Source organism: Serratia sp. EWG9 (assembly GCF_019913725.1).
Classification (GTDB): domain Bacteria; phylum Pseudomonadota; class Gammaproteobacteria; order Enterobacterales; family Enterobacteriaceae; genus Serratia; species Serratia ureilytica.
Genome location: NZ_JADNRO010000003.1, coordinates 19,247 through 42,854, shown reverse-complemented (window position 1 = coordinate 42,854; position 23,608 = coordinate 19,247). Strand labels below are relative to the sequence as shown.

The 23,608-nt window shown below is 60.7% G+C and carries 24 protein-coding genes; 11 read left to right on the top strand and 13 right to left on the bottom strand.

Annotation, left to right across the window (positions count from 1 at the left end):
- Positions 1 to 48 precede the first annotated feature (48 nt).
- The 3 genes from ITX55_RS08380 to ITX55_RS08370 all read right to left on the bottom strand — a co-directional run bounded on the left by ITX55_RS08380 (position 49) and on the right by ITX55_RS08370 (position 2,014).
- Positions 49 to 900 carry a DUF1460 domain-containing protein gene (locus ITX55_RS08380; protein WP_033642273.1) on the bottom strand — a complete coding sequence of 284 codons (852 nt, stop codon included), beginning with the start codon at positions 898 to 900 and terminating at the stop codon, positions 49 to 51.
- A 104-nt stretch (positions 901 to 1,004) separates the two neighbouring features.
- Entirely contained in the window at positions 1,005 to 1,547 is a 543-nt protein-coding gene (locus ITX55_RS08375; protein ID WP_033652386.1) for a GNAT family N-acetyltransferase, read from the bottom strand.
- Entirely contained in the window at positions 1,547 to 2,014 is a 468-nt protein-coding gene (locus ITX55_RS08370; RefSeq protein WP_147880372.1) for an acyltransferase, read from the bottom strand. Before ITX55_RS08370 ends, ITX55_RS08375 begins: the two co-directional genes overlap by 1 nt.
- 204 nt (positions 2,015 to 2,218) lie before the next feature.
- Between ITX55_RS08370 and ITX55_RS08365 the strand changes: the two genes are divergently transcribed.
- Positions 2,219 to 2,809: a Yip1 family protein gene (locus ITX55_RS08365; RefSeq protein ID WP_019453944.1), complete on the top strand. Its 591-nt coding sequence runs from the start codon at positions 2,219 to 2,221 to the stop codon at positions 2,807 to 2,809.
- Between the two features lie 62 nt (positions 2,810 to 2,871).
- On the opposite strand, the gene ITX55_RS08360 is transcribed toward ITX55_RS08365, so the two are convergent.
- On the bottom strand, positions 2,872 to 3,723 hold the full coding sequence (locus ITX55_RS08360; RefSeq protein ID WP_197749662.1) for a DMT family transporter: 852 nt from the start codon (positions 3,721 to 3,723) through the stop codon (positions 2,872 to 2,874).
- A 546-nt stretch (positions 3,724 to 4,269) separates the two neighbouring features.
- Between ITX55_RS08360 and ITX55_RS08355 the strand changes: the two genes are divergently transcribed.
- The 3 genes from ITX55_RS08355 to ITX55_RS08345 are packed head-to-tail and all read left to right on the top strand — an operon-like array spanning position 4,270 to position 7,029.
- Positions 4,270 to 5,052 carry an ABC transporter ATP-binding protein gene (locus ITX55_RS08355; protein WP_232095495.1) on the top strand — a complete coding sequence of 261 codons (783 nt, stop codon included), beginning with the start codon at positions 4,270 to 4,272 and terminating at the stop codon, positions 5,050 to 5,052.
- Positions 5,053 to 5,068: 16 nt separating this feature from the next.
- Positions 5,069 to 6,025, top strand: coding sequence for an ABC transporter substrate-binding protein (locus ITX55_RS08350; RefSeq protein WP_042783910.1), 957 nt, complete (start codon positions 5,069 to 5,071; stop codon positions 6,023 to 6,025).
- Positions 6,022 to 7,029 (top strand): iron ABC transporter permease, encoded by a 1,008-nt coding sequence (locus ITX55_RS08345; RefSeq protein WP_164057422.1) that lies wholly within the window; start codon positions 6,022 to 6,024, stop codon positions 7,027 to 7,029. Before ITX55_RS08350 ends, ITX55_RS08345 begins: the two co-directional genes overlap by 4 nt.
- Before the next feature lie 13 nt (positions 7,030 to 7,042).
- Here the strand turns inward: ITX55_RS08345 and ITX55_RS08340 are convergent, their stop codons facing one another.
- From ITX55_RS08340 to ITX55_RS08320, 5 genes are all read right to left on the bottom strand, one after another.
- Positions 7,043 to 8,566 carry a sulfite reductase flavoprotein subunit alpha gene (locus ITX55_RS08340; RefSeq protein ID WP_033652391.1) on the bottom strand — a complete coding sequence of 508 codons (1,524 nt, stop codon included), beginning with the start codon at positions 8,564 to 8,566 and terminating at the stop codon, positions 7,043 to 7,045.
- 5 nt (positions 8,567 to 8,571) lie between these two features.
- Complete coding sequence (locus ITX55_RS08335; protein WP_023447580.1) at positions 8,572 to 8,997, bottom strand: PAS domain-containing protein; 426 nt, start codon at positions 8,995 to 8,997, stop codon at positions 8,572 to 8,574.
- A 217-nt stretch (positions 8,998 to 9,214) separates the two neighbouring features.
- Complete coding sequence (gene dld / locus ITX55_RS08330; RefSeq protein WP_033652392.1) at positions 9,215 to 10,921, bottom strand: D-lactate dehydrogenase; 1,707 nt, start codon at positions 10,919 to 10,921, stop codon at positions 9,215 to 9,217.
- A gap of 126 nt (positions 10,922 to 11,047) precedes the next feature.
- A complete protein-coding gene (gene map / locus ITX55_RS08325; RefSeq protein ID WP_033642282.1) occupies positions 11,048 to 11,842 on the bottom strand; it encodes a type I methionyl aminopeptidase in 795 nt (264 codons plus the stop codon).
- On the bottom strand, positions 11,839 to 12,042 hold the full coding sequence (locus ITX55_RS08320; RefSeq protein ID WP_006324220.1) for a ParD-like family protein: 204 nt from the start codon (positions 12,040 to 12,042) through the stop codon (positions 11,839 to 11,841). The genes map and ITX55_RS08320 overlap by 4 nt, the downstream gene beginning before the upstream one ends.
- Before the next feature lie 168 nt (positions 12,043 to 12,210).
- Here ITX55_RS08320 and ddlA point away from each other — a divergent pair, with 168 nt between their 5' ends.
- Positions 12,211 to 13,314 carry a D-alanine--D-alanine ligase gene (gene ddlA / locus ITX55_RS08315; protein WP_108680310.1) on the top strand — a complete coding sequence of 368 codons (1,104 nt, stop codon included), beginning with the start codon at positions 12,211 to 12,213 and terminating at the stop codon, positions 13,312 to 13,314.
- Positions 13,315 to 13,348: 34 nt separating this feature from the next.
- On the opposite strand, the gene ITX55_RS08310 is transcribed toward ddlA, so the two are convergent.
- Together ITX55_RS08310 and ITX55_RS08305 are read right to left on the bottom strand one after the other, a co-directional pair.
- Positions 13,349 to 14,128 carry an ABC transporter substrate-binding protein gene (locus tag ITX55_RS08310; RefSeq protein WP_033633826.1) on the bottom strand — a complete coding sequence of 260 codons (780 nt, stop codon included), beginning with the start codon at positions 14,126 to 14,128 and terminating at the stop codon, positions 13,349 to 13,351.
- A gap of 34 nt (positions 14,129 to 14,162) precedes the next feature.
- Positions 14,163 to 15,317, bottom strand: a complete 1,155-nt coding sequence (locus ITX55_RS08305) for a pyridoxal phosphate-dependent aminotransferase (protein ID WP_108680311.1) — start codon at positions 15,315 to 15,317, stop codon at positions 14,163 to 14,165.
- Between the two features lie 118 nt (positions 15,318 to 15,435).
- Between ITX55_RS08305 and ITX55_RS08300 the strand changes: the two genes are divergently transcribed.
- The 3 genes from ITX55_RS08300 (at position 15,436) to ITX55_RS08290 (ending at position 19,765) form a co-directional block, all read left to right on the top strand.
- Positions 15,436 to 16,356: a LysR substrate-binding domain-containing protein gene (locus tag ITX55_RS08300; protein ID WP_108680312.1), complete on the top strand. Its 921-nt coding sequence runs from the start codon at positions 15,436 to 15,438 to the stop codon at positions 16,354 to 16,356.
- A 112-nt stretch (positions 16,357 to 16,468) separates the two neighbouring features.
- Positions 16,469 to 18,766 carry a beta-glucosidase BglX gene (bglX, locus tag ITX55_RS08295; RefSeq protein ID WP_108680313.1) on the top strand — a complete coding sequence of 766 codons (2,298 nt, stop codon included), beginning with the start codon at positions 16,469 to 16,471 and terminating at the stop codon, positions 18,764 to 18,766.
- Between the two features lie 75 nt (positions 18,767 to 18,841).
- A complete protein-coding gene (locus ITX55_RS08290; protein ID WP_047025646.1) occupies positions 18,842 to 19,765 on the top strand; it encodes a PEP phosphonomutase in 924 nt (307 codons plus the stop codon).
- A gap of 55 nt (positions 19,766 to 19,820) precedes the next feature.
- Here the strand turns inward: ITX55_RS08290 and ITX55_RS08285 are convergent, their stop codons facing one another.
- Complete coding sequence (locus tag ITX55_RS08285; RefSeq protein ID WP_047025645.1) at positions 19,821 to 20,336, bottom strand: hypothetical protein; 516 nt, start codon at positions 20,334 to 20,336, stop codon at positions 19,821 to 19,823.
- The gene (locus ITX55_RS08280) at positions 20,333 to 21,136 is read right to left on the bottom strand and encodes a winged helix-turn-helix domain-containing protein (RefSeq protein ID WP_089191335.1); all 804 of its coding nucleotides are present in this window, start codon (positions 21,134 to 21,136) and stop codon (positions 20,333 to 20,335) included. Before ITX55_RS08280 ends, ITX55_RS08285 begins: the two co-directional genes overlap by 4 nt.
- Before the next feature lie 363 nt (positions 21,137 to 21,499).
- Between ITX55_RS08280 and ITX55_RS08275 the strand changes: the two genes are divergently transcribed.
- Genes ITX55_RS08275 through ITX55_RS08265 form a run of 3 tightly spaced genes read left to right on the top strand, consistent with a single transcriptional unit; the run spans position 21,500 to position 23,574 of the window.
- Positions 21,500 to 21,652: a hypothetical protein gene (locus tag ITX55_RS08275; RefSeq protein WP_154219866.1), complete on the top strand. Its 153-nt coding sequence runs from the start codon at positions 21,500 to 21,502 to the stop codon at positions 21,650 to 21,652.
- A 36-nt stretch (positions 21,653 to 21,688) separates the two neighbouring features.
- Complete coding sequence (locus tag ITX55_RS08270) at positions 21,689 to 22,975, top strand: O-antigen ligase (protein ID WP_158524422.1); 1,287 nt, start codon at positions 21,689 to 21,691, stop codon at positions 22,973 to 22,975.
- A complete protein-coding gene (locus tag ITX55_RS08265) occupies positions 22,972 to 23,574 on the top strand; it encodes a LuxR C-terminal-related transcriptional regulator (RefSeq protein WP_050440169.1) in 603 nt (200 codons plus the stop codon). Before ITX55_RS08270 ends, ITX55_RS08265 begins: the two co-directional genes overlap by 4 nt.
- Positions 23,575 to 23,608: the final 34 nt, after the last annotated feature.

Below are 23,608 nucleotides of genomic sequence, written 5' to 3'. Positions count from 1 at the left end.
TCGTTCAGCATAAACGGCTATAGCTTATAGCCGTTATGCGATGGGGGATTATCGGCTGAGCGAACGCAGCACCACGATGCCCGGCGTGGCCATCACATAATCCATAAAGGGCGAATCGACGACCTGCATGTTGGCCTTGCGCGATGAGGCGTTGCGCAGCACCGGGCCGTTGTCGGTCATGACGAAGATGCCGGTATGGGTCACGTCCAGCCCGGCGAGGTTGGTGTAAATGCCGATGTAGTCGCCGGTGCGCAGCTGGGCCAGCACCTTGTCGTCGACGCGGTCGCTGGGAATGTAGGTCACGCTGCGCTGCACGACGGGCAAGCCGGGCAGGTAACTGCCGCCGTCGGCTTTCTGATTGAGGTTTTTCACGAGGCTGACGGCGTGCGGGCTGAGCTGGGCGGTGATGTCTTCGGCCACTTTTTTCGGCCGCTGCGCCCAGTCGGTGAAGAAGTGTTTGCGCTGCGGGAAGGCGATTTTGCCGTCGACATAGCGGATGTCCACCAGGCGCTGAACGAACTCGGCTTCGCTGCGGGCGGTGCTGAGCGCTTCGACATAATCGATGTAGGTGAAGCAATCCAGCCCGCGGAAGTCGATCACCAACTGCTCGGGCGTGCTCTGCGAACCGATCAGGCGGTTGGCGAGATAGGGCGTGCCGAGGAATTCGCGCGAAATCAAATCGACGGTGCGGCCATGCGGCTGCGCGGCGGGCCAACCGGCGCGCAGCGCGAGGATCTCACGCAGCTTGCTGCGGGTGCTGTCATCCATCTGCGGTTGCAGGTTCGGCGGCGAAACGGCGGCGTCGGTCGGCGGCGTTGCGGGGGTGACGGCGGTGGGGCGATCGGCGCATCCGCTCATGGCGATAGCTAACATCAGTAAAACAGCCTTGTTCTTGTTCATACGGCCCTCCATGGGTGTCGCTGGCTTATCAGAGTAAGTGATAACAGTTCTCATCCGATGGTAGGGGTTAAAAAGTAAACATAACCTCAATGGCAATCGATAAATCAGTAACCGATTTCGCTATTGAACGGCAAATACCAGAACAGCGCGATTTCGTGATCGGCGATCTCCGGTTCGGCGCGGTACAGCAAGCGGTCGATGCCGCCGAGGATAAACCCATAGTGCTGGTAGCAGCGGCAGGCCGCCAGATTGTTGTTCTGCGTTTCGAGCATCATACCTGAGGTTTCCTGCTGCCGCGCCCACTGTTTGGCGCAGTCCAGCAGCGCCCCGGCGATGCCTTGGCGGCGCGCGTCAGCGCTGACGGCGATCTCGTCGATCAGGGTGTAGCCGTTCCAGTTTTTGCTCAGCGTGATGTGGCCAACGGCATCGTTCTGGCGATAAGCCAGGAAGGTCACGCTGTCTTCGTTGGCGAACGGCGCCAGGGGATAGCGTTTGCGAAACGGCGCCACCGGGCGGGTTGGCCAGCTGTCCACCGGGCTGTCGAACTGCGGCAGGGCGTAACAGGCGATGGTGAAGCTGAAATCGCCGCGGGCCAGATAATCGTCGGGCAACGTCTCAATGGCAGCGATGCGGATGGCCGGGTTCATTACGGCAGCTCCCGCAGCAGACGCGCCGGGTTGCCGGCGTAGATCCCCTTGCGGGTGATGTCGCGGGTCACGACCGCCCCGGCGCCGATCACCGTGTCGCTGCAGATCGTCACCGCCAGGATCGTGGCGCCGGAACCGATGGACACCCGATCGCCGATGCAGGTGCGCCCCCAGCTGGCCGGATCGGCGTTGGGCGCGCCGTCTTTGAACAGATCGTTGGCGAAGGTGACGCCGTGGCCGACAAAGCACGCTTCGCCGAGGGTAACGTATTCGCAGATAAAGCTGTGCGACTGAATTTTACTGCGCGCGCCGATGCTGACGTGGCGCTGGATCTCGACGAACGGGCCGACGAAGACATCGTCGCCGAGCCGGCAGCCGTAAAGATTGCAGGGTTCTACCACGGTGACGTTGCGCCCGGCGTCGACGTCGACGATCCCCGCCTGGCGGGTGATGATAGCGGATGACATAACCTTCCTCACAGCCTGGGTTTAATGGGGGGAGTATAAGACAAAGCGCCGCGCCTTTCGCTTTCCGCACGTTTTTTCGCCAAAAGACTATAATTAGTACAGGGGAGAGAGCCCCGTGGCCGCAATCCTCGCACGGGTAGCTGTCCGTCAGAGGTGTGAAATTCGTTCGCCGATCGCGGCCTACGGCGAGATAGGAGGTGTCTCATGGTCAGTCATGTTTGGGGACTTCTGGCGCATCCCAGCGCCGAGTTCGAACAGATCAAAAGCGAGAATGAAAGCGTCTCGCACCTATACACCCATCACGTGTTGCTCTTGGCAGCAATCCCGGTGGTCTGCGCCTTTATCGGCACCACCCAGTTGGGCTGGCTCTCCGGCGAGGGACATGCCATCAGGCTCGACATGTTTACCGCGTTTTATACCGCCGTGGCGTTCTACCTGCTGATGCTGGCAGGCGTAGCAGCCATGGGGAAAGTCATTCACTGGATGGCGCGGCGTTATGAATCGCGCCCAAGCCTGCACCGCTGCATGGTGTTCGCCGGCTACGTGGCGACCCCGATGTTCCTCAGCGGGGTAGTGGCGCTTTATCCGGTCGTCTGGCTGTGTCTGTTTGTCGGCATTATCGGCCTGTGCTATTCGGGCTATCTGCTGAATCTGGGGATCCCGCACTTCCTGAATATCGACAGTAAGGAAGGGTTCATCTTCTCCAGCTCGACCTTCGCCATCGGCATTCTGTTGCTCGAGCTGCTGCTTGGGGTGACGGTGCTGCTGTGGGGGTACGGTTCCTGGTTGTTCTGAGTTAACGGTTGTTGTTATCGCCCCCGCGCCGGTGGAACGGCGCGGGGGCTTTTGTTTTTAGGCTATGCGCGGCGGAAAACCAGCATCACGCCGAGCACGATGCCCGCCATGCCCAGCAGGCTCAGCGCGGCCAGCGCGTGGCCGAGCAGCAGATAATCCAGCAGGGCGGTGACCGCCGGGATCAGGTAGAACAGGCTGGTCACCTGCACCAGGTTGCCGCGCTGGATCAGCCGATACAGCAAGAACGTCGCCAGCACCGAGATCACCACCGCCATCCACAGCAGCGGCAGCACGAACTCAGGCCGCCATTCGACCCGCAGCGGCTCAAACGGCAGCGCCAACGCACACATCAACAGCCCGACGGCATACTGCAGCGGCAACACCGCCAGCGGCGGCTGCGTCATGCCCTTTTGCAGCAGGGTGCCGGCGGTCATGCAGCCCAAGGCGATAAAGGCGAACAGCATGCCGCTCAGCGAGAAATGGGCCACCATCAGGCTTTGGTACACCACCAGCGTCAGCCCCGCCAACGCCAGCGCCAACCCGAGCGCGCGCAGCCCGGCGCAGCGCCGTTCGGTAATGAACTGGGTCAGGATCGGCTGTACGCCAAGCAGCGTGGCCAGCACACCGGGGGTAATGCCCCGTTCGAGGGCCAGCAGATAGCAGATCTGATAGCTGCCGATCATCAGCACGCCGATCAACGCGACGCGCCGGCGGGTGCCGGCGGCGGGCAGGCACTGGCGCTGCCACAGGCCGATGGCCAACAGCACCGCCAGCGCGATGGCGCAGCGGAAAAACAGAAAAGCGAAGGCGGAGGCGTGCTCCAACCCCCAACGGGAGAAGATCGCGCCGCTGCTCCAAAGCAGGACGAACAACGCAGCCAGGCCGGCATTGGCCCAGAGAGAAGGTAATCGCATATCAATTTCACCTGTCGTGAAAATTACAGGCTCCGGCGCGCGCGGCGGTCTACGCCTGAACGCAACAAATCAACATAAGCCGGAGGTAAAAAGTCGGTGTGGCTTAGCGCACGACCACAATGCGTGGCGGGTAAGCGGCAACCGCGGAAACGACAGAGAAAACGGCGGGTGGAGCGGAGGAAGCACACAGCAAAACGACGGCCGGAACGGTCGCATTTGTCGGATCTGTGCTGTGCGCCAGGTAGGTCATGTGAGTTCCAGAAAACCGTGAATGAAACCAATCGCTTCAAACATAGCCAAGTTCAGCGTGGCGTGCAACCGAAAATCACAGAATCATAAATGATAATGAAAATCATTATCATTAAATTAAAGGTGTGCTATGTTGCTGCAAAAACGCAGTTTTAGCGCCAGCGCGAGGTGCAAGGGGGTAGGCTCCCCGCCGCCGTTTCCCGTCATGCGTGCGGCAAGAGACTTTACGATTCGTTTTTGCAGAGGGCGCGCAATCGTGATAAAAATATTGATATGTTATAATATAACAATTAACGCATGATGAATTCAGCTCACGACATCCTCCATGTTGATGGGGTTAGCCTGACCGGCCACGGCGGGGCCTCGATACTCGACAACATCCATTTCACGCTGCGCGCCGGTGAGAAGCTGGCGGTGATCGGCCCTAACGGCAGCGGCAAATCCAGCCTGTTGCGCACGCTGATCGGCGAAACGCGGCCGGACAGCGGCGAGATTTACTGGCGAGGGCGCGCTTTGTCCGGCTTGTCGGCGGCGGAACGCGCCAGAAGCATCGCCTTTCTGGCGCAAAACGATCTGCCGGATTTGCGGCTGTCGCTGGAGGACTATGTGGCGTTAGGGCGTTTGCCGCATGGCGAACGGCCCGCGGCGGGAAAACGCATCGTTGACGAGATCATCGGGGAAACCGGCCTGGCGCCGCTCAGGCACCACCCGTTGGGGCGGCTCTCGGGCGGCCAGCGTCAACGCGCTGCGTTGGCCCGGGCGTTGGCGCAGTCTCCCGACCTGTTGTTGTTGGATGAGCCGACCAATCACCTCGATCCCCCCGGGCGTTCGGCGCTGCTGTCGTTAGTAAAACATAAAGCCATCGCCGTGATTGCGGTGCTGCATGACCTGCCCGTGGCGGAGGCGTTCGCCGATCGGATCCTAGTGCTCAACGAAAGCCGCCAGGTGGCCTGCGGCTCGCCCGCGGCGGTGTTGCAAACCCCGGTAATTCTGCCGGTGTTCGGCATGCACAGTTTCAGCGTGGCGCATCCCGTCAGCGGGAAAACGCTGCGTATTTTTGAAGTTCCCCATTGCGCTTGATAAACCAGAGAGAAACATGAACATACGCGTATTCCCCTTGCTCCTGCTGTTGGCCGGCGGAGCGGCAGCGGCCGAAAAATTTCCCGTCACCGTAGAAAGCTGCGGGAAGCCGATCACCTTCAATCAGGCGCCGCAGCGCGCCGTCATCAACGACATCAATATGGCCGAGATGGCCTTTGCGCTTCATCTGCAGGATCGGATCGTCGGGCTGACCGGCATCACCGGCTGGTACAAATTGACGCCTGATTTCAAGGCGGCGATGGGCGCCATTCCCGAACTGGCGCCGAAGTATCCCGCTCTGGAAACGTTGCTGGCGGCGCAGCCGGACTTTTTCTTCGCCGGCTGGAATTACGGCATGAAGATCGGCGGCGACGTCACGCCGGAGACGCTCGCGCCGTTCGGCATCAAAACGCTGGTGCTGAGCGAGAGCTGCGTACAGGCCGGCGGCCGGCCGCAGAAGGCCGATATGAACCTGCTGTATGACGATGAGCTGAAGCTCGGCAAGATTTTCGGCAAGCAGCGAGAGGCCGCCGCGCTGGTTGAGGGCTGGCGCCGCCGGTTAGCCGCGCTGCCCGCCAGACCGGCGGGTCAGGCGCCGCTCAAGGTGTTCGTGTATGACTCGGGAGAAGAGAAGCCTTTTACCAGCGGTAAATACGCCATGCCGACGGCGATTGTCGAAGCGGCGGGCGGCCGCAACGTGATGGACGGTTTGGCGGCGAGCTGGACGACGGCATCCTGGGAGGCGGTGGCGGCGGCGGAACCCGACTTCATCATTCTGCTGGATTACCAGACCGGGTCAGGCGCCGAGGCGCTGCGGCGTTTCCTCGAGTCTCATCCGTTGATGAAGTTGACGCCTGCGGTACGGCACCATCGTTATCTGAAACTGCAGTATGCGGAGCTGACGCCGGGGCCGGCCAACATCGGCGCGGTGGAAAAGCTGGCGCGGGCGCTGTACGCGCCGGAGGCTGAATGAACTCGCCGACACGGCGGTTTATGGTGCTCGCGCCGCTGGCGCTGTTGACGTTGTGCGGATTAATGGTCTGGAGCCTGCAATTGGGCAGCGTCGCGCTGTCATGGCGGCAGGCGTTGGCGGCGTTAGGGATAGGTTCGGCGCCGCTTTCCGGCATGTTGGACACTATCGTCGTGCAACTGCGCGTGCCTCGGGCCTTGTTGGCGGCGTTGACCGGCGCCGGGCTGGCGATGACCGGCGCGCTGCTGCAGACCACCACCCGCAATGAGCTGGCCGATCCTTTTTTGTTTGGGCTCTCCTCCGGCGCCGCCGCCGGCGCGGTGCTGGTCATCACGCGCTTCGGCGATGCGCTGGGGGCGCTGACGTTGCCGCTGTCCGCTTTCGTCGGCGGCATTCTGTCCGCGTTGGCGGTGATGATCCTGTTTCGCGTCAGCCGGGTCAGGCGCGCCGAGCAGCTTATCGTCTGCGGCCTGGCGGTCTCATTTTTGTTCAGCGCGCTCACCAGCTATCTGGTCTTTTCCGGCGATCAGCGGGCGGCCGGTTCAGTGTTGTTCTGGTCGCTGGGCGGCTTGGGGTTGGCGCGTTGGGATAATCTGTTCATTCCGCTGGTGAGTTTCGCGCTGCTGGTCGGGTTTACGGCGCTGCGTTGGCGGGCGCTGGATGCGCTGCTGGCGGGCGAGCAAACCGCCCATTCGATGGGCGTCAACGTGGCGCGCCTGCGCACCGAGACCTTTCTGTGCTGCGCATTGTCTACGGCGTTTCTCGTTTCGCTGACGGGCGTGATCGGTTTTGTCGGGCTGATGGTGCCTTATCTGGCCCGGCGCCTGGTAGGTGTGCGCCACCGCTTGTCCGTGCCGATGTGCGGCCTGCTGGGGGCGATGCTGCTGACCGGCGGCGACATGCTCAGCCGCAGCCTGATCCCCAATCAGGAGCTGCCCATCGGCATCATTACGGCGGGGCTGGGGGGCGCGTTCATCGTCTCCTTGCTGTTGCGCGCGGAGCGGTGAACGCCGCCCTGTCTCAATAGAGTTCCAGGTGCAGCCGCTGCTGCTCAATCAGCGTCTGCCACAGGTTTTCCGCCCCGCAGGCTTGCTCCAGCGCCGTCGCCACGGCATGTTCCAGATACTGACGATTGCCGCACAGGTAGACATGCGCGCCCCGTTGCAGCAGGCCGCTGACGGCATCGGCGTGATCGTCGATGGCGTGTTGCACGTAATACTTGTCGGCGGCGTCGCGCGAGAATGCCGTGATGAGCCGTGTGAGTACGCCCGTCGCGTTCAGCGTGACCAACTCCTCGCCATACAGGAAGTCTTCATCGCGCCTTTTCTCACCGAAGATCAGGACGGTTTCACGCCGTTCGCCTTGGGCGGCCATTTCGCGCAGTAAGCCAATCAACGGTGCGATGCCGGTACCGGTACCGATAAGCAGCACCGGCAAGGCGGTGTCGCGCGGCAGGTAAAAGCCGGGGTTGGCGCGGCAGAAGAGGCGGAAAGGGCCGGGGTGCTTGAGCAGCCAGCCGGTCGCCGTGCCGCGCCGCGTGCGGCCGCCGCGTTCATAACGCACGTCGCGCACGCACAGATCAAGGCTCTCTTCCCGCGTTGCCGAAGCGATGGAGTAGGCGCGCGGCAGGCAAATGGGCAGCAGCGCCAACAGGTTCTCCAGCGTGATCGCGTGCGGCGGGCAAAAATCGTGCAGCACGTCCAGCAGATCGGCGCCGTACAGATAACTCTCCAGGGATTTGCGCTGACGGATCTTGAGCAGGCTTTTGAGCTCTTCGCTGTCGGCCAACTGCGCCAGTTCGCGCAGCGTCGTTTTGCTGATCTGGCGCAGCTCCCGGCGCCGCAGCGCGTCGATGGCCTCCGGCCTGCCGAGCCACTCTGCCAGCCGGATCAATAATCCTTCGTCGTTCTCCGGCAACAGATAGACGGTATCCCCTGCCCGGTAAACGATGCCGCTGCCGGCGATATTCAGCCGCAGATGCCAGGCTTGCGGCGTGCGTGCGCTAAGCGGCCGCCGTTCGAGGAGGGCGGCGTTGAACGCATGGTCTTCACCGTAGGCGGTCACGCGCAGATGCAAATCGCGGCCCGCCTGGGCATCGCCGGCCAGCACCTTATCCAGCGTCGTTAGCCAAGTGGTGAAGAACCGTTCGACGTTAACGTCGGCGTCAACGCGATTGATGATGGCACGGGCGCCGTATTGCGTCAGGCGCGCATCCAGCGCCTGGGTAAACCCGCAGAAATGCGGGTAAGCGGTGTCGCCGAGACCGAAGATGGCATAGCGCAACCGGTGGCGATCCGGCCATTGCGCCAGCGCGTCGGGAAAACGTTCGGCGTTGGCGGGCGGTTCGCCGTCGCCAAATGAGCTCGAGACAATCAACAGGGCGTCGCGTTCGCCCACATCGGCGGGCTGGATGGCGTTGAGTTCTTTAACGACGGGGCGGTAGGGTTGCAGGCTGCTTTGCTCGCCCAGGCGCATCGCCAGCGCCCGGGCGTTGCCCGACTCCGAACCGTAACCAATCAGGATGCGTTCGATGATGTCGGCCATGGCGGTTACTTGTCGTAGTGGTTGTCGAACTGTTCTTTGGCGAATTCCACCGATTCGAAGTCGGTCATCAGATCGTTAATTACGCGGCGGATGCTGATATAAGCCTCGATATTGCCTTGGGCGTCATACAGCGGTTGCACCGTGGTGTCGACCACGTACAGCACGCCGCCCTTGCCGACGTTCGGGATGATGCCGGTCCAGATGCCGCCCGCCTTGATGGTGTCCCACATTGCTTTGTAAACGGCTTTCGGCACGGAAGGGTGACGCACGATGCTGTGGGGCTGGCCCACCAGCTCTTCCCGGGAAAAGCCGGTCAGTTGGCAGAACAGGTCGTTGACGTAGGTGATGGTGCCCTGCAGATCGGTGGTGGAGATCACCATCACTTTATCGAGCGCGGCCAACAGCTGGGCGGAATCGAGGGTCTGACTCATGGTAGGTTCCTTCTCATTAAGTTCGCGGTGAATGCCACGGCGGATGTCATGTATCCGTCACGACAGCTTTGTAATTAATTCTCATTTGCGATGAATGGTAATCGGGAATTTTATAAGTTGCAATAAAAATGCATCTTTATGGGCGCAAAGATCTCGACGAGGCGGGCAGGGGCGGTGAGGCCCGCGCCGGGTGGGCGGCGGGCCGATCGTGCGGCGTTTAGCGGGGGGCTTCGGCCCAGCCTTTGCGTTTGCTGGTTTTGCCGATGCCGGGGTTGAAGCTGTTGGTCGGATCGGCGGTGCGGTAGAACGCTTGCAGATCCGGTTTGGCGTGGTACAGGTGGCCGACGTTATGCTCCGCCGGGTACTCGGCGCCGCGCCGGTTGAGGATCTCGAGCATCTTTTCTTTCAGTGCATGGCTGTCCACGCCTTTTTTCACCACGTAGTCCTGGTGGAAGACGTGGCACATAAAGTGGCCGTAGTACAGCTTATGCACCAACTGACTGTCGATTTCCGGCGGCAGCGTTTCGAACCAGTCGGTGTCGTTGCGGCGCAGGGCGATGTCTAGCGCCAGAATATCCTCCACCTTGTCGGCGTGCACCGCGTGGTAGCGCACGGCGGCGCCGGCGGCGGCGAAGCGGTGCAGGAAAGCCTTTTTGCCCTCGTCAGGCGTGCAGGCGAAGAAGGCACCTTCGGCCTGGGCGAAATAGTCGGTCAGGTAGCGCTGGGCCTCTTCCACGCCGGGGCCGGCCATCTTCAGCAGCAGATGGTGTTCGAAACGTTCGCGGTATTCCTTCATGCGTTTCGGCAGGTGGCTCGGCGCCAGATGGCTCAGGCCCTGCATCAGCCGATCGGTCAGGTTGTGCGGCAGCAGCGGCAGCTTGTTGAGGCTGGCGTCCATGCGGCCCTTCAGGGTGAAGAAGCGCGGCATCTGATCGGTGCCGAGCTTGTCGATCATCATGAAGGTGTCTTTGCCGTACACCTCGGCGATGTCGAAGATATCGCGGTGCATGTATTCACCGGCCACCGGCAGGTTTTCGAACTGGCTCAGCATGTGGCGGCGCAGTTCGGTCAGCACCGCGGTGTCGTTGGTGCCGATATAGAACACCTGCTCTTTGCCCTCTTTCTCGAAGGTGTCGAGCCGCACCGCGAACACCGCCAGTTTGCCGGCGCAGCCGGAGGCTTCGTACAGGCGGCGTTTGTCGGCGTTGAAGCGGGAAGGGGTGTCGGCGTCGACGTCGCGCACCCGGCTGGCGTACTCGTTATCCGAGGCGCGCAGCTCGCCGTATTCGACGTCGCTCGGGCGATAGTCGCCTTTTTCCAGCCGGGTGAGGATCTCTTCCGGCGTGTCGCCAAGCCGGATGCCCAGATGGTTCACCAGGCGCAGCTGGCCGTCTTCCCCTAACTGGGCGTACAGCGCCATTTCGGTATAGGCCGGGCCGCGTTTCACCAGCGAGCCGCCGGAGTTGTTGCACACGCCGCCGATAACAGAGGCGCCGATGCAGGAAGAGCCGATCACCGAATGCGGTTCACGGCCGTAGGGCTTGAGCAATTTCTCGAGGTGGTGCAGGGTGCTGCCGGGGAAGCCGACCACCTGCTTGCCGTTGTCCAGCACCTGAATATGGTCGAGGCGCAGGGTGCTGACGATGACGATATCGCGATCATAGTCGTTGCCGCTGGGGGTTGAGCCCTCGGTCAGGCCGGTGTTGGCGGCCTGCATGATGACGATTTTATCGGCGGCCACGCAGGCCTGCAGAATGCGCCACAGCTGCAGCAGGCTAGTGGGAAACACCACCGCCAGCGCCTGGCCTTCGCCGGAGCGGAACCCTTTGCGATACCGTTCGGTGTTGCGATCGCCGGTCAACAACTGCGGGCCGCCGACGATGTCCTTAAGCTGGTTGAGAAACGCCTGATTGCCTGACTGCATGCTGCCTGTCTCCCTGTCATCCCCGTCGCTTTAACCGCGGCGCCGGAGTGCCGCGTAGTCAGCTAAGAGGCTATCAATTAAATAACTTATCAAGCCATTAGCTTATTAAGCTAATGGCTTGCGGATTTAGTAGCGTTCGGCGTAACCGGCCCGACGCTCTTCGTCGCGCAGCGTCAGGATTTCCACGCCGTCGGCGGTGACCGCTACGGTGTGTTCCCACTGCGCCGACAGTTTTTTGTCGCGCGTCACCACCGTCCAGCCGTCCTTCTTCTGCTTGATGCGGCGGTCGCCCTGGTTAATCATCGGCTCGATGGTGAACACCATGCCTTCCTGCAGCGCCATGCCGCTGCCGGGTTGGCCGTAGTGCAGTACCGCCGGCTCTTCGTGCATGTCGCGGCCGATGCCGTGGCCGCAATACTCCCTCACAATGCTGTAGCCGGCCTGCTCGGCGTGCCGCTGGATGGCGTGGCCGATATCGCCCAGGGTCGCGCCCGGTTTCACCGCGCGAATGCCCTGCCACATCGATTCATAGACGTTGTTCACCAGCCGTTTAGCCAGCGGCGTCACCTGGCCGATGCAGTACATCTTGCTGGAGTCGGCGATGTAGCCGCCGTTTTCCAGCGTGATGTCTACGTTGACAATCATGCCGGAACGCAGAATTTTGCTGGCCGACGGCACCCCGTGGCATACCACGTCGTCTACGGAGGTGTTGAGCACATAGGGGAAATCATACTGCCCCTTGCTGGCCGGGCGCGACTTCAGTTCTTCGACGATAAACGCCTCGGCGCGGTCGTTGATCTCCATGGTGGAGATACCTTCGACGATGACCTCATCGAGCATAGCAAACACTTTAGCCAGCAGAGCGCCGGAATGGCGCATTTTGGCAATCTCTTCCGGCGTTTTAATCACAATCTGTTTCACCCGACAATCTCCTTCAGCGTCAGCGCATTATCTTTCATCATTTTTTTTACCAGCTGCGGGTAGGTCAGTTCCGGATGGAACTCCGCCAGCATGCCGATCTTGATCCAATACTCGGCCTGCGCGTTGATCGAACGCGTCATGGTCAGGCTGGCGAGGCGCAGATCGTCATGCAGCGCGTCCGAAATTTTTACGATGCCCATCGGCGTCTCCATAAATGAACGATGTACGAAGTGTATACGTTTTGGATGGTCGCGATGTGGCATTCTGTGGCGTAAGAAGATTCTGGTAACAATGATTGCCGCCGCCAGGCAATGCGTTTATTGTGATGAACGACTTTTTTGCCATGATTTTTCAGAAGGATTTAAGGCGTGACTAAACTACGTGTTGGGGTGATTTTTGGCGGTAAATCGGCAGAGCATGAGGTGTCGCTGCAGTCGGCCAAAAACATTGTGGATGCAATCGACAAAGAGAAGTTTGACGTCACGCTGCTGGGGATCGACAAACAGGGGCAGTGGCACATCAACGACGCCTCCAACTACCTGCTCAACGCCGAGAACCCGGCGCTGATCGCGCTGAACCGCTCGAACAAGAACGTGGCGCTGATCCCGGGCCAGGAAAAACAGCAGCTGATCGAAGCGGGCAGCGCCGGCGCGCTGGGCCAGCTCGACGTCATCTTCCCGATCGTGCACGGCACGCTGGGGGAAGACGGCTCGCTGCAGGGGCTGCTGCGCATGGCCAATATGCCGTTCGTCGGCGCCGGCGTGCTCGGCTCGGCGGTCAGCATGGATAAAGACGTGACCAAGCGCCTGCTGCGCGACGCCGGGCTGGCGGTGGCGCCGTTCGTCACCCTGACGCGCGCCAACCGCGCCGGGTTCACGTTTGAGCAACTGAGCGAGCGCCTCGGCCTGCCGCTGTTCGTCAAGCCGGCCAACCAGGGCTCGTCGGTCGGGGTCAGCAAGGTGGAGAACCGCGCCGAGTTTGACGCGGCGGTGGCACTGGCCTTCAGTTTCGATCATAAAGTGCTGGTGGAGTCGGCGATCGTCGGCCGCGAGATCGAGTGCGCGGTGCTGGGGAACGACGATCCGCAGGCCAGCGTGTGCGGCGAGATCGTGCTGAGCGACGCTTTCTACTCCTACGACACCAAATACATCAATGAGCAGGGCGCTCAGGTGGTGGTGCCGGCGGCGATCGCGCCGGAAGTGAGCGACCACATCCGTGAGGTGGCGCTGAAGGCGTTCCGCTCGCTGGAGTGCTTCGGGTTGGCGCGGGTGGATGTGTTCCTGACGCCGGATAACCAGGTGGTGATCAACGAGATCAACACGCTGCCGGGCTTCACCAACATCAGCATGTATCCCAAGCTGTGGGCCGCCAGCGGCGTCAGCTACCAGGCGCTGATCACGCGCCTGATCGAATTGGCGCTGGAGCGCCACCAGCAGGATCGCGCGCTGAACAGTTCGGTGTTCGATCGCTAAACGCGGCAGGGGGCGGCGGTGCCGCCCCCGTCCATCACTTCACCGTCACGTCGATATCGCCGAAATACTTCTTCGACAGCGCCGTCACCGTGCCTTGTTGTTTCACTTTGGCGATGGCGGCATCCAGTTTCTTCTTCAGCGCCTCATCCCCTTTGCGCAGGCCGAAGGCGATGCCTTCACCGAGGATCTTGTCGTCGCGCACCGCCTCGCCGACGAAGGCGAAGCCTTTGCCGTCCGGCTGTGACAGGAAGCCGCTTTGCCCCGAGGGCGCCATCACCAGCGTGGCGTCGAGCCGACCGGCCGCCAGATCGAGATACACCTGATTCTGATCCTGGTAAGACACCACATCCACGCCCGCCGGCGCCCAATGGGTTTTGGCGTAAATCTCCTGAATTGAGCCTTGCAGCACGCCCACGTGTTTGCCCGCCAGCGCTTTGGCGTCCGGCAGCAGGCCGCTGTCGGCCTTGGCGATCAGGCGGTTCGGCACCTGATAGATGGCGTCGGTAAAGGCGATCGCCTGGCGCCGCTGTTCGGTCACGTTCATCGCCGAGTTGATGGCGTCGAACTTGCGCGCCTGCAGCGCCGGGATCAGGCTGTCGAACGAGGTTTCCACCCAGCTGCATTGCAACTGCGCGGCGGCGCACACCGCGTCGCCCAGTTCAATGTCGAACCCTTCCAGTTTGCCGCTGGCGGATTTGGATTCGAACGGCGGATACAGCGCTTCCAGACCGAAGCGCAGGCTGTTTTCCGCCGCCAAAGAAGAGCCGGCGGCCAGCAGGCATCCGGCGGCGAACAGCGTTTTCAAAGCTTTCATAGGCAGTGCCCCTTTCCCATGGTCGGACAAAAAATTACACCTGGCTCAGGCGGCGCGCGCCTTCCAGCAGGGTCTCGTTATCTTTGGAAAAACTCAGCCGAATAAGGCCGGTATCGGTGCCGTCGCTGTAGAACGCCGACAGCGGGATCGTCGCCACCTTCGCTTCGCGGATCAAGCGCACGGCGAAATCATTGTCGCTTTCGTGACTGAAGCCGCTAAAACGGGCCAGCATGAAGAAGCTGCCGCGGCTGGGCAGCAGCTCAAAGCGCGAATCCTGCAGGGCGCTGGCCAGCAGATCGCGCTTTTGTTGGTAAAACGCCGCCAGCCCCAGGTAACTCTGCGGGTTGGCGAGCGCGGCGGCGAAGGCGTGCTGCATTGGCGTATCGGCGGAGAACACCATGAACTGGTGCACCTTGCGGATCTCGTCCATCAACGCCGCCGGCGCCAGGCAGTAACCGACGCGCCAGCCGGTGACGTGGTAGGTTTTACCGAACGACGACACGATCACGCTGCGTTCCGCCAACTGCGGGTAGCGCGCCATGCTGTGGTGAATATCGCCGTCGAACACCACGTGCTCGTAGACCTCGTCGGACAGGATCACGATGTCGGTGTCGCGGGTCAGGGCGGCCAGGCGGTCGATATCCTGCGCGTCGAACACCGCGCCGGTCGGGTTGTGCGGCGTGTTGACGATGATCATGCGCGTTTTGCCGTTGATGGCGGCGGCCACTTCGTCCCAGTCGACGCGAAAGTCCTGCAGCGACAGTTTGATCGCCACCGGCGTGGCGCCCTGCAGGCGCACGATCGGCGCATAGCTGTCGAACGCCGGTTCGAAATAGATCACCTCGTCGCCGGGATGCACCAGTGCGCTGATCGCCGAGTACAGCCCTTCGCTGGCGCTGGCGATCACCGTGATTTCTTCGTCGGCGTCATAGTGCGCGCCATACAATCGTTCAGCTTTTTCCGCCAGAGCAGCACGTAACGCCGCCACGCCGCTCATCGGCGCGTATTGGTTATGACCTGCGCGCATGGCTTGCGCCGTTGCCTCGATCAGCTGCGGGTCACCTGCGAAGTTGGGCGCGCCCTGCGACAGGTTGAGGGCCTGATGTTCGGCGCTGAGTTGGCCAATAACGGTGAAGATGGTGGTGCCGACGTCCGGCAGCTTCGAGCGGGATGAGCAGGCGCTCTGCATGATGGGCTCCAGGCAAACAGGGAAGTGTTGAGCGATTAAGCATCAGGCGGCGTAGGCGGACAAGGGAAAGTTTGTCATACTTGCCATGCACTACGATCATACCTAATCGAGGCACGCTATGCCGATATCCCTGCCGTCGCTCGACGTATTGAAAACCTTTGTGGTGGTGGCGCAACGCCTCAACTTTACCCATGCCGCCCGGCAGCTGCACCTGACGCAGGGGGCGGTCAGCCGGCAAATTCTCGGGCTGGAACAGCGTCTGGGCTATCCGCTGTTCAGCCGTCAGGCGCGCGGTTTGGCGCTGACGCCGCAGGGCGCGCAGCTGCTGGCGCCGGTACAGCAAGCGCTGGGGCAGTTGGATGAAGCCCTGACGCGGGCCGCCGCTCCGCCGGGGGCGCTGCGCATCAAATGCCCGACCTGCGCCATGCGCTGGGTGCTGCCGCGCATCATTCGCCTGCAAAATGAACGGCCGGACATGCATATCGAGCTGACCGCCTCGGTGTCGCACGGCCTGGATTTCAGTACCGAGCAGTTTGACGCCGCGGTGGTATTCGGCCGGCCGCCGGGTAAAAAGCTGACCGCGCACTTGCTGTTCGACGAAATCCTCACGCCGGTCTGCACGCCGACGTTCCTGCCGCCGGCAGCCCGGTTGACGGACTTGACGGACAAAACCCTGCTGCACCCGACGCGCGATCGGCGCGACTGGCTGCGCTGGCTGAAGGCGGCGGGCGCCGATGCGTTGCCGTCCGGCAAGGCCCAGCATTTCGATACCCTCGATCTGGCGATGAGCGCGGCGCTGCAAGGGTTTGGCATCGCCATCGGCGATCTGTGCCTGCTGGAGGAGGATATTCAGGCGCAGCGCGTCGTAACGCCGTTCCCGCTCTGCGTCAGCAGCGGCGCGGCCTATTATTTGGTCTATCCTGAACGCACGGTGGCGCCGCCGACGTTAACCGCGCTGGTCGATTTTCTGGCGGCGGAGGCCGCCGACAGCCGCGCCCGGCTGCAGAATTACCTGCCGATAACCTGTAATGCTTTGTAAACATTAGCGATGCGAATTCCCTTGGCGATGAAACAGAGTGTGGCAAACTGTTTCTTCACTCCGATTAAACTCCGCGGCGTTGGCGGCGGAAACACGCCTGAGATAAAACAAGATGAAATGGCTTTGTGTGGTGAGTATGTTGTCCGGTCTGGCCCTCAGCCCGGTTTTTGCGCAGGAAACGCCGATAACGCAGGGCATTCACGCCCAGCAGCGCGACGCCTTCGTGTCCAATTTGATGAAGCAGATGACGCTGGAAGAGAAGATTGGCCAGCTGCGGCTGATCAGCGTCGGGCCGGATAACCCGAAAGAAGCGATCCGCGAGGGGATCCGCAAAGGGCAGATCGGCGCCATCTTCAATACCGTCACCCGGCCGGATATCCGGGTGATGCAAGATCAGGCGATGCAGCTCAGCCGCCTGAAAATCCCATTGTTCTTCGCCTATGACGTGGTGCACGGCCAGCGCACCGTGTTCCCGATCAGCCTGGGGCTGGCGGCCAGCTTCGATCTGGAAGCCATCGCGCTCAGCGCCCGGGTCGCGGCGCAAGAGGCCAGCGACGACGGCCTGAACATGACCTTCGCGCCGATGGTCGATATCACCCGCGATCCGCGCTGGGGCCGGGTCTCCGAAGGCTTCGGCGAAGACACTTGGCTGGTCTCGAAAATCGCCAAGGTGATGGTCGACGGTTTCCAGAACGGCGATCCGGCCAAACCCGGTTCGGTGATGGCCAGCGTCAAGCACTTTGCATTGTACGGCGCCGTCGAAGGCGGCCGCGATTACAACACCGTCGACATGAGCCCGCTGCGCATGCATCAGGACTATCTGCCGCCTTACAAAGCGGCGGTGGACGCCGGCAGCGGCGGAGTGATGGTGTCGCTCAACTCGGTGAACGGCGTGCCGGCCACCGCCAACCCGTGGCTGCTGAAAGATCTGCTGCGCGAGCAGTGGGGCTTTAAAGGCATCACCATCAGCGACCACGGCGCGATTAAGGAACTGATTAAGCACGGCGTGGCCGCCGACGCGCGCGACGCGGTGCGCCTGGCGATCACCTCCGGCGTCGACATGAGCATGAGCGACGAGTTCTACGACAAATACCTGCCGGGTCTGGTGAAGGACGGACTGGTGTCTGAAAGCGATATCGACCGCGCCTGCCGCGACGTGCTGAACACCAAATACGACATGGGGTTGTTCACCAATCCTTACGTGCATCTGGGCCCGGCGGGTTCCGATCCGCAGGACACCAACGCCGAAAGCCGTCTGCACCGCGCCGAAGCGCGGGTGGTGGCGCGCAAGACGATGGTGCTGCTGAAGAACGATAAGCAGACGCTGCCGCTGAGCAAGCAGGCGACCATCGCGCTGGTCGGGCCGATGGCCGACAGCCAGCGCGACGTGATGGGCAGTTGGTCGGCCGCCGGGGTGGTCAAGCAGTCTGTCACCCTGCGCGAGGGGCTGGAGCGGGCGGTGGGCGACAAGGCGCGCATTCTGTACGCCAAGGGCGCCAACGTCACGCAGGATAAAGGCATCATCGATTATCTGAACGAGTATGAGCCGGCGGTGGCGTTCGATACCCGTTCGCCGCAGCAGATGATCGACGAAGCGGTGCAGGCGGCGAACAAGGCCGACGTGGTGGTGGCGGTGGTGGGGGAATCGCAGGGCATGGCACACGAGGCCTCCAGCCGCGCCGACATCACGATCCCGCAGAGCCAACGCGATCTGATCGCCGCGCTGAAAGCCACCGGCAAGCCGCTGGTGCTGGTGCTGATGAACGGCCGCCCGCTGGCATTGAGCTGGGAGAGCGAGCAGGCGGACGCGATGCTGGAAACCTGGTACAGCGGCACCGAGGGCGGCAACGCGGTGGCGGACGTGCTGTTCGGCGATTACAACCCGTCGGGCAAGCTGCCGATGACCTTCCCGCGCTCGGTCGGCCAGATCCCGATGTACTACAACCACCTGAACACCGGCCGGCCGTTCGGCAAGGAGAACCCGGGCAAGTACACCTCGCGCTACTTCGATTCGCCGAACGGCCCGCTGTATCCGTTTGGTTACGGCTTGAGCTACACCTCCTTCAGCCTGTCGGATCTGAAGTTATCCAGCCCGACGATGGCGCGCAACGGCAAGTTAACCGCCAGCGTCACGCTGAAGAATACCGGCAAGTACGACGGCGCCACGGTGGTGCAGCTGTATCTGCAGGACGTCACCGCGTCGGTCAGCCGCCCGGTGAAAGAGCTGCGCAACTTCAAGAAAGTGACGCTGAAGGCCGGCCAGTCGCAGCAGGTTGAGCTGCCGATTAGCGAAGACGATCTGAAGTTCTACAACGCCAGCCTGAAGTGGGGGGCGGAGCCGGGCAAATTCAACGTGTTCGTCGGCCTGGATTCCGACAACGTGCAGGCGCAAAGCTTTACGCTGAAGTAACCTTTTCCCCCTCTTTCACGGCGGTGGGAGAGGGGGCATCCATCCCTTTCCGCTAACGTCACCGGAGCTTGCCTCATGAAACGCTATCTGGACTGCAGCGCCAGCGATCTGGCCGATATCGGCAAAGCCGATCTGCTCTACGCCATCCGCGCCAGCGAAGGGCGCATCTTGGTCAGCGAAACCATCGCGGTCACTCAGCCGCTGCTCAATAACGTCACCAACGCCGAACTGGCGGCCAGCCAGGGCGCCGACCTGCTGTTGTTGAACCTGTTCGACGTCGATCGTCCGCATATCGCGGGCCTGCCCGCCGACGTGCCGCCGCAGGAGGCGCTGCGCACGCTGCAGCGTCTGACCGGGCGGGTGATCGGGGTGAACCTGGAGGCCGTCGATCCGGCTTTCGCCAGCGAACATAACGACTTTTGGCAGATGACGGCGGGCCGCGCCGCCACCGCCGAGAATGCGCGCAAGCTGTATCAGCTTGGCGCGCGCATGCTGGTGTTGACCGGCAACCCGAACAACGGCGTCAGCAATCAGGCGATCGCCGCCGCGCTGAAAGCGATACGCGATGAAGTGGGCGACGAGATGGTGCTGGTGACCGGCAAAATGCACGGCGCCGGCATTGTGCGCGAAAGCGGCAGCCAACTGATCGGCGAGCAGGACATCGCGCTGTTCGTGGAGAACGGTGCGGACATCGTGCTGCTGCCTGCTCCGGGCACCATTCCCGGCATGTCGCAGGAGAAAGTGGCGGCGCTGATCGCCTTTACCCAGCGGCAGGGGGCGCTGGCGATGACGGCGATCGGCACCTCGCAAGAGGGGGCCGACGTGCAGACCGTGCGGCAGATTGCGCTGATGAGCAAAATGGCCGGCGCGGATCTGCACCATATCGGCGATACCGGCTATTTGGGGCTGGCGCTGCCGGAAAACATCTTCGCCTACAGCGTGGCGATTCGCGGCGTGCGCCACACCTACAGCCGCATGGCGCGTTCAATTAACCGCTGAAATGGCTGCCGCTTGCGGGCTTTTCTTCCGATAGGCAACACTCGCAACGCATAGCCTAATAACGCCGGCAGACAAAGGTCGGGCTTTGAAGCGTACTGACCACATACAGGTTGCCGAGTACGTGTTCGATGGCGACATGGTAGGAGATTCGGGGATCTTCCGACTGCAAAAAGGTCGCCCAAAGGGGGGCGGGAACCGTATCTCCGGCATGTTTACGGTCGGCGGCGAATCGCAGCGTGTACCCATCGCCGCCGCCATCCTCTTCAGCCGCCTCATCGCCGGGGGTGTCATACACATAGTGAAGTTCGCGGTTCAGCACATAGGTCTTTTCTTGTCGCTCGATAAAGCCATTGAGCCTGATAAAGCCAGTGCCGTTGTGGTAGAGGAAAAAATACATCTTTGCTTTTAAAACCGCGGCGGGCTCCATGGCTGGGCCATAGCGGTTGCGCGCGGTGATCTCCGCTTCGCAACGCAGTAAGGTTTTAGGATGGTGCGACAGCTGGGCGACCTGGCTTGCCAGGGGTGCCATCAGCAATAACAAGCCGACGATAAAGCGTGTTTTTTTGTTCATGGCGTCATACCGTCGGTGTTTTTGATCGTGCGGCACCGGCCATATTGACCGGGTTGCGCCAGATTGCAGATGGCGATGAAGGTGACCTGAAAAGGAAGATTGGGGTTGGCGATTTTGGTGTAGAACAGATCGGCGGGCGTTGTGCCGCAGTCGGTCGCTTCAGCTTTCAATGCAGCGGCAATTTGCGCTTGCGTTTCACGCCGGTCGTTCAGCGCGGCGGTTTCCAACGTAAAAACGTTGCACTGCTCATGGCGATAAAAAAAATCGACCCTGGCGTTTTTGAACGCGTGAACCGGCCGGTTGAACCACAATAAAGCGCAGACGAGGCTAAAGCACGCAATCATCATCAATGCTGCGGCAAGGGGCGCTTTATTTGCCTGGCAGATATTCCCACGCCGTTTTAACAGTGCGCCGGCCCGGGTCAACAGGGTGGGAATAACCGCTTTTTGGTTGTCCGGTGAGCGCATGTTTTCGCATGAGGTAATTTCCGCTTCAAGAATGAACCCCAGTTTGGGGATGGTAATAATGATTTGCGGATCCAGCGCCAGCGACTCAAGCGCTTTTCTTATCTCACTGATGCAACCATTCAGATTATTGTTTGAACCCACAAAACCATTATCTTCCCAGACCCGCTGCATCAAATGCCTGCGGGTGAGCATCTCTTTATGATGGGTAACCAACTCTAACAACAAGCGGGTGGCAGGGTTAGATAATGGCATAAAAGATTCCCGTTCATTGATGATGAACAATGCGCGTTCGGCAGGTGAGAAAATAATCATCTGATTAATGACGTATTCCATAATGTGCTGCTTGCCCTTATAGCGACGGCGAAATTTAGCGAGGACAGAGTCATCTATTATTTTTCACCCGTCAAGATGATGGCGATTTTTTCATGTTGTGAAATTTTTGGCGAAAGTTCAAACGTACGGGGGGCGCCAGTTTTATAATATTAGGTTTTCTTTGTTTTGGTTTTTAATTCCTTATTTTTATTGTTTTTAGGAATTAAAAACTGTTTTTATGGTTAAATTTAATACATGTATCTTGATTTTGGCTGCGACGATACGATGGAACTCGCTGGGGAATGCGACAGGATTTTGCCGGTAATCCACGTTTAAATTGCGGGCTTTCTTTGCTTGAAGCCTGAATGGCCAAGAGGAAAAGGTATGTTTAAAAGAAACTGGACGCTTTTACGCTACAGGCGAAAGCTTTTTGAAGCTATTCAATCTGTCGGGATTGTGATGGCGATAGTTACCGGGCTGGTGTTGCTGACAGGCATTTCTTTTATTGCAATTGAAAAATGGCTTAGCCTTTTCTGATGGTTTTTTAGATAGATATTTTGGGATGAAATTATTATGTCTATTCCATGTTTAAAGTTCATGGTGATGGTCTATGTCAGCGTATTGCTTTTGTTGGGTGGCTATATTTATCACTATGATATGAACTATTTCTCGCTGACGTTTCCATATTCTCTTGTGATTGGGGTTGTCCTGTTTGCTTTATTGGGCGTCGGCGGCGCGCTCCTTTTTTTGCGAAAAGCGTGGGGGATGACCCCCGCGTGTTTTTTCTTTGCGCTGGGCGCGGTGATATTGCTGCTGCCCCTTTTTTATTCTCGTGCCGAGTGGGGCGTGCTTACCGTCGGGCGAATGGCCTGCCTGTTTGGCAGTTGGATTATTTACTTTATCCTATTGCAATATCGGGTCATGCAGCACGTGCGTATTGCGTTTATCTATACGCTGGTATTAGCCGCTGCCGTGGGAGGCATTTGGCTTTTTTCCTTCCCGGCCGAGGCGGCGGCGGGCTATGCCGGCAGCGGGGGGCGTTGGCCGGATGCCGCGAGCAGTTTATTGGCGAGCGGATTATTGGCGGGATGGGGTCTGACGGTGTTGCCTCGGTTCCGCATGTTGCGCCGAGATAACGAGCGATGGCGTATTTTACTCTTGCTGCCGCTCTTGATCGGTTTATCCGCCGCGCTGGGCTGGGGGGCATCGCAGACCGTTTGTCTCAGCGTGCTATTGGGTGCCGCGCTGTTGACCCTGATGTTTGTGCGCAGATACCCGCTGCATTGCGTGCTCGCGCTGCTGATGACGGCATTGGGATTCTGCCTGGCGATATTGGCGGATGAATTGAACGCCGGCGTTCGTTTGTCGAATGCCGCGCCGTGCTGCGATACGCTGCTTGACTCGTTGGCGCTGGTGGTAGAGCGGCCCTGGTTGGGATGGGGCTATGGCCGATTCGAGCATGGCTTTGAGCATTTACAGGCCCATGCGCTGCCCGCGGTGGCGCGGGCAGGCGCAGCGCGGCAACCCTATAATGAGCTCCTGCTGTGGTGGATAGAAGGCGGCGTCGTTGCGTTGGCGGGCATGCTGTGCCTGCTGGCGGGCGTTGCGGCGCTGGTGCGCCAAACATGGCGACGGGAGCGCATCGCCGCCCGCTTGCACAGCCCGGCCGCCGGGGAAGAGGCCGCGTTGGCGGCGAGCGGCATTCCCTTGCTGCTGTGCGCGCAGTTTTCCTACCCGTTCGGGCTGTCGCTCATCCAATGGGCGGTTTTGACGCTGCTGCTCGTTACGTTGGATGGGCGCAGCAGGCTCAATGCCGGCCGGTTTTGCCGGTTTGTTTTCGCGCGGAGGGAAACGGCGTGAACACGGTCATCAATATCGCCTTCCTGGATATCGACCGCTTTTTTGTCGCCGGGGCGTATCGGGCGTTGAGCGACTATTTTAGTGAACGTGGCATCGAGGCGCGCTGCAGCGAGCCGATGAATGCCGACCTTGTGTTCCAGGCGATCGCCAAAGGCGACATGGCGCGTTTTTGCCATCCTCCCCATGCTCCTCACGCCCTTTATCTCGCCGTTTACGATCTCAGAGAAGCCCGCATTCGCGCCATTTCGGGGTGCCTGAGGGAAGCGGGCAGGGTGTACCGCAATGAAGGCGTCGCAAAGCTGTTGCACACGGTAGCGCGGGTGATAAAAGGCCGAACCGGCGGCGCCTGCGGTTTTTCTTGTTGCGCCTGGTGCCAGCCGTTGCCATTGACGCCGCAGGAAAAACAAGTGATGCGTTACCTGAGTTGGGAAATGACGCCGACCGCCATTGCCCGTCGGCTTCGGGTCAGCATCAAGACGGTGAGCACGCATAAACGGGCGGTGATGAGAAAGATGCATTTTCAGCGCGATGCGGAGCTTTACCGCTGGTTGCGTCTGGGGGAGTTCGGTCAGGGAAATGGCGATAGCCACGTCGTCTGAGCGATGGCATGGCAGGTCCGGGCCTGGCGGCCCG

What these genes read in the sequence shown, in the direction of transcription:
- ITX55_RS08380 (WP_033642273.1), bottom strand. Translation starts at nt 900, where the DNA reads ATGAACAAGAACAAGGCTGTTTTACTGATGTTAGCTATCGCCATGAGC.
- ITX55_RS08375 (WP_033652386.1), bottom strand. Translation starts at nt 1,547, where the DNA reads ATGAACCCGGCCATCCGCATCGCTGCCATTGAGACGTTGCCCGACGAT.
- ITX55_RS08370 (WP_147880372.1), bottom strand. Translation starts at nt 2,014, where the DNA reads ATGTCATCCGCTATCATCACCCGCCAGGCGGGGATCGTCGACGTCGAC.
- ITX55_RS08365 (WP_019453944.1), top strand. Translation starts at nt 2,219, where the DNA reads ATGGTCAGTCATGTTTGGGGACTTCTGGCGCATCCCAGCGCCGAGTTC.
- ITX55_RS08360 (WP_197749662.1), bottom strand. Translation starts at nt 3,723, where the DNA reads ATGCGATTACCTTCTCTCTGGGCCAATGCCGGCCTGGCTGCGTTGTTC.
- ITX55_RS08355 (WP_232095495.1), top strand. Translation starts at nt 4,270, where the DNA reads ATGATGAATTCAGCTCACGACATCCTCCATGTTGATGGGGTTAGCCTG.
- ITX55_RS08350 (WP_042783910.1), top strand. Translation starts at nt 5,069, where the DNA reads ATGAACATACGCGTATTCCCCTTGCTCCTGCTGTTGGCCGGCGGAGCG.
- ITX55_RS08345 (WP_164057422.1), top strand. Translation starts at nt 6,022, where the DNA reads ATGAACTCGCCGACACGGCGGTTTATGGTGCTCGCGCCGCTGGCGCTG.
- ITX55_RS08340 (WP_033652391.1), bottom strand. Translation starts at nt 8,566, where the DNA reads ATGGCCGACATCATCGAACGCATCCTGATTGGTTACGGTTCGGAGTCG.
- ITX55_RS08335 (WP_023447580.1), bottom strand. Translation starts at nt 8,997, where the DNA reads ATGAGTCAGACCCTCGATTCCGCCCAGCTGTTGGCCGCGCTCGATAAA.
- dld (WP_033652392.1), bottom strand. Translation starts at nt 10,921, where the DNA reads ATGCAGTCAGGCAATCAGGCGTTTCTCAACCAGCTTAAGGACATCGTC.
- ITX55_RS08320 (WP_006324220.1), bottom strand. Translation starts at nt 12,042, where the DNA reads ATGGGCATCGTAAAAATTTCGGACGCGCTGCATGACGATCTGCGCCTC.
- ITX55_RS08310 (WP_033633826.1), bottom strand. Translation starts at nt 14,128, where the DNA reads ATGAAAGCTTTGAAAACGCTGTTCGCCGCCGGATGCCTGCTGGCCGCC.
- ITX55_RS08305 (WP_108680311.1), bottom strand. Translation starts at nt 15,317, where the DNA reads ATGCAGAGCGCCTGCTCATCCCGCTCGAAGCTGCCGGACGTCGGCACC.
- ITX55_RS08300 (WP_108680312.1), top strand. Translation starts at nt 15,436, where the DNA reads ATGCCGATATCCCTGCCGTCGCTCGACGTATTGAAAACCTTTGTGGTG.
- bglX (WP_108680313.1), top strand. Translation starts at nt 16,469, where the DNA reads ATGAAATGGCTTTGTGTGGTGAGTATGTTGTCCGGTCTGGCCCTCAGC.
- ITX55_RS08290 (WP_047025646.1), top strand. Translation starts at nt 18,842, where the DNA reads ATGAAACGCTATCTGGACTGCAGCGCCAGCGATCTGGCCGATATCGGC.
- ITX55_RS08285 (WP_047025645.1), bottom strand. Translation starts at nt 20,336, where the DNA reads ATGAACAAAAAAACACGCTTTATCGTCGGCTTGTTATTGCTGATGGCA.
- ITX55_RS08280 (WP_089191335.1), bottom strand. Translation starts at nt 21,136, where the DNA reads ATGGAATACGTCATTAATCAGATGATTATTTTCTCACCTGCCGAACGC.
- ITX55_RS08275 (WP_154219866.1), top strand. Translation starts at nt 21,500, where the DNA reads ATGTTTAAAAGAAACTGGACGCTTTTACGCTACAGGCGAAAGCTTTTT.
- ITX55_RS08270 (WP_158524422.1), top strand. Translation starts at nt 21,689, where the DNA reads ATGTCTATTCCATGTTTAAAGTTCATGGTGATGGTCTATGTCAGCGTA.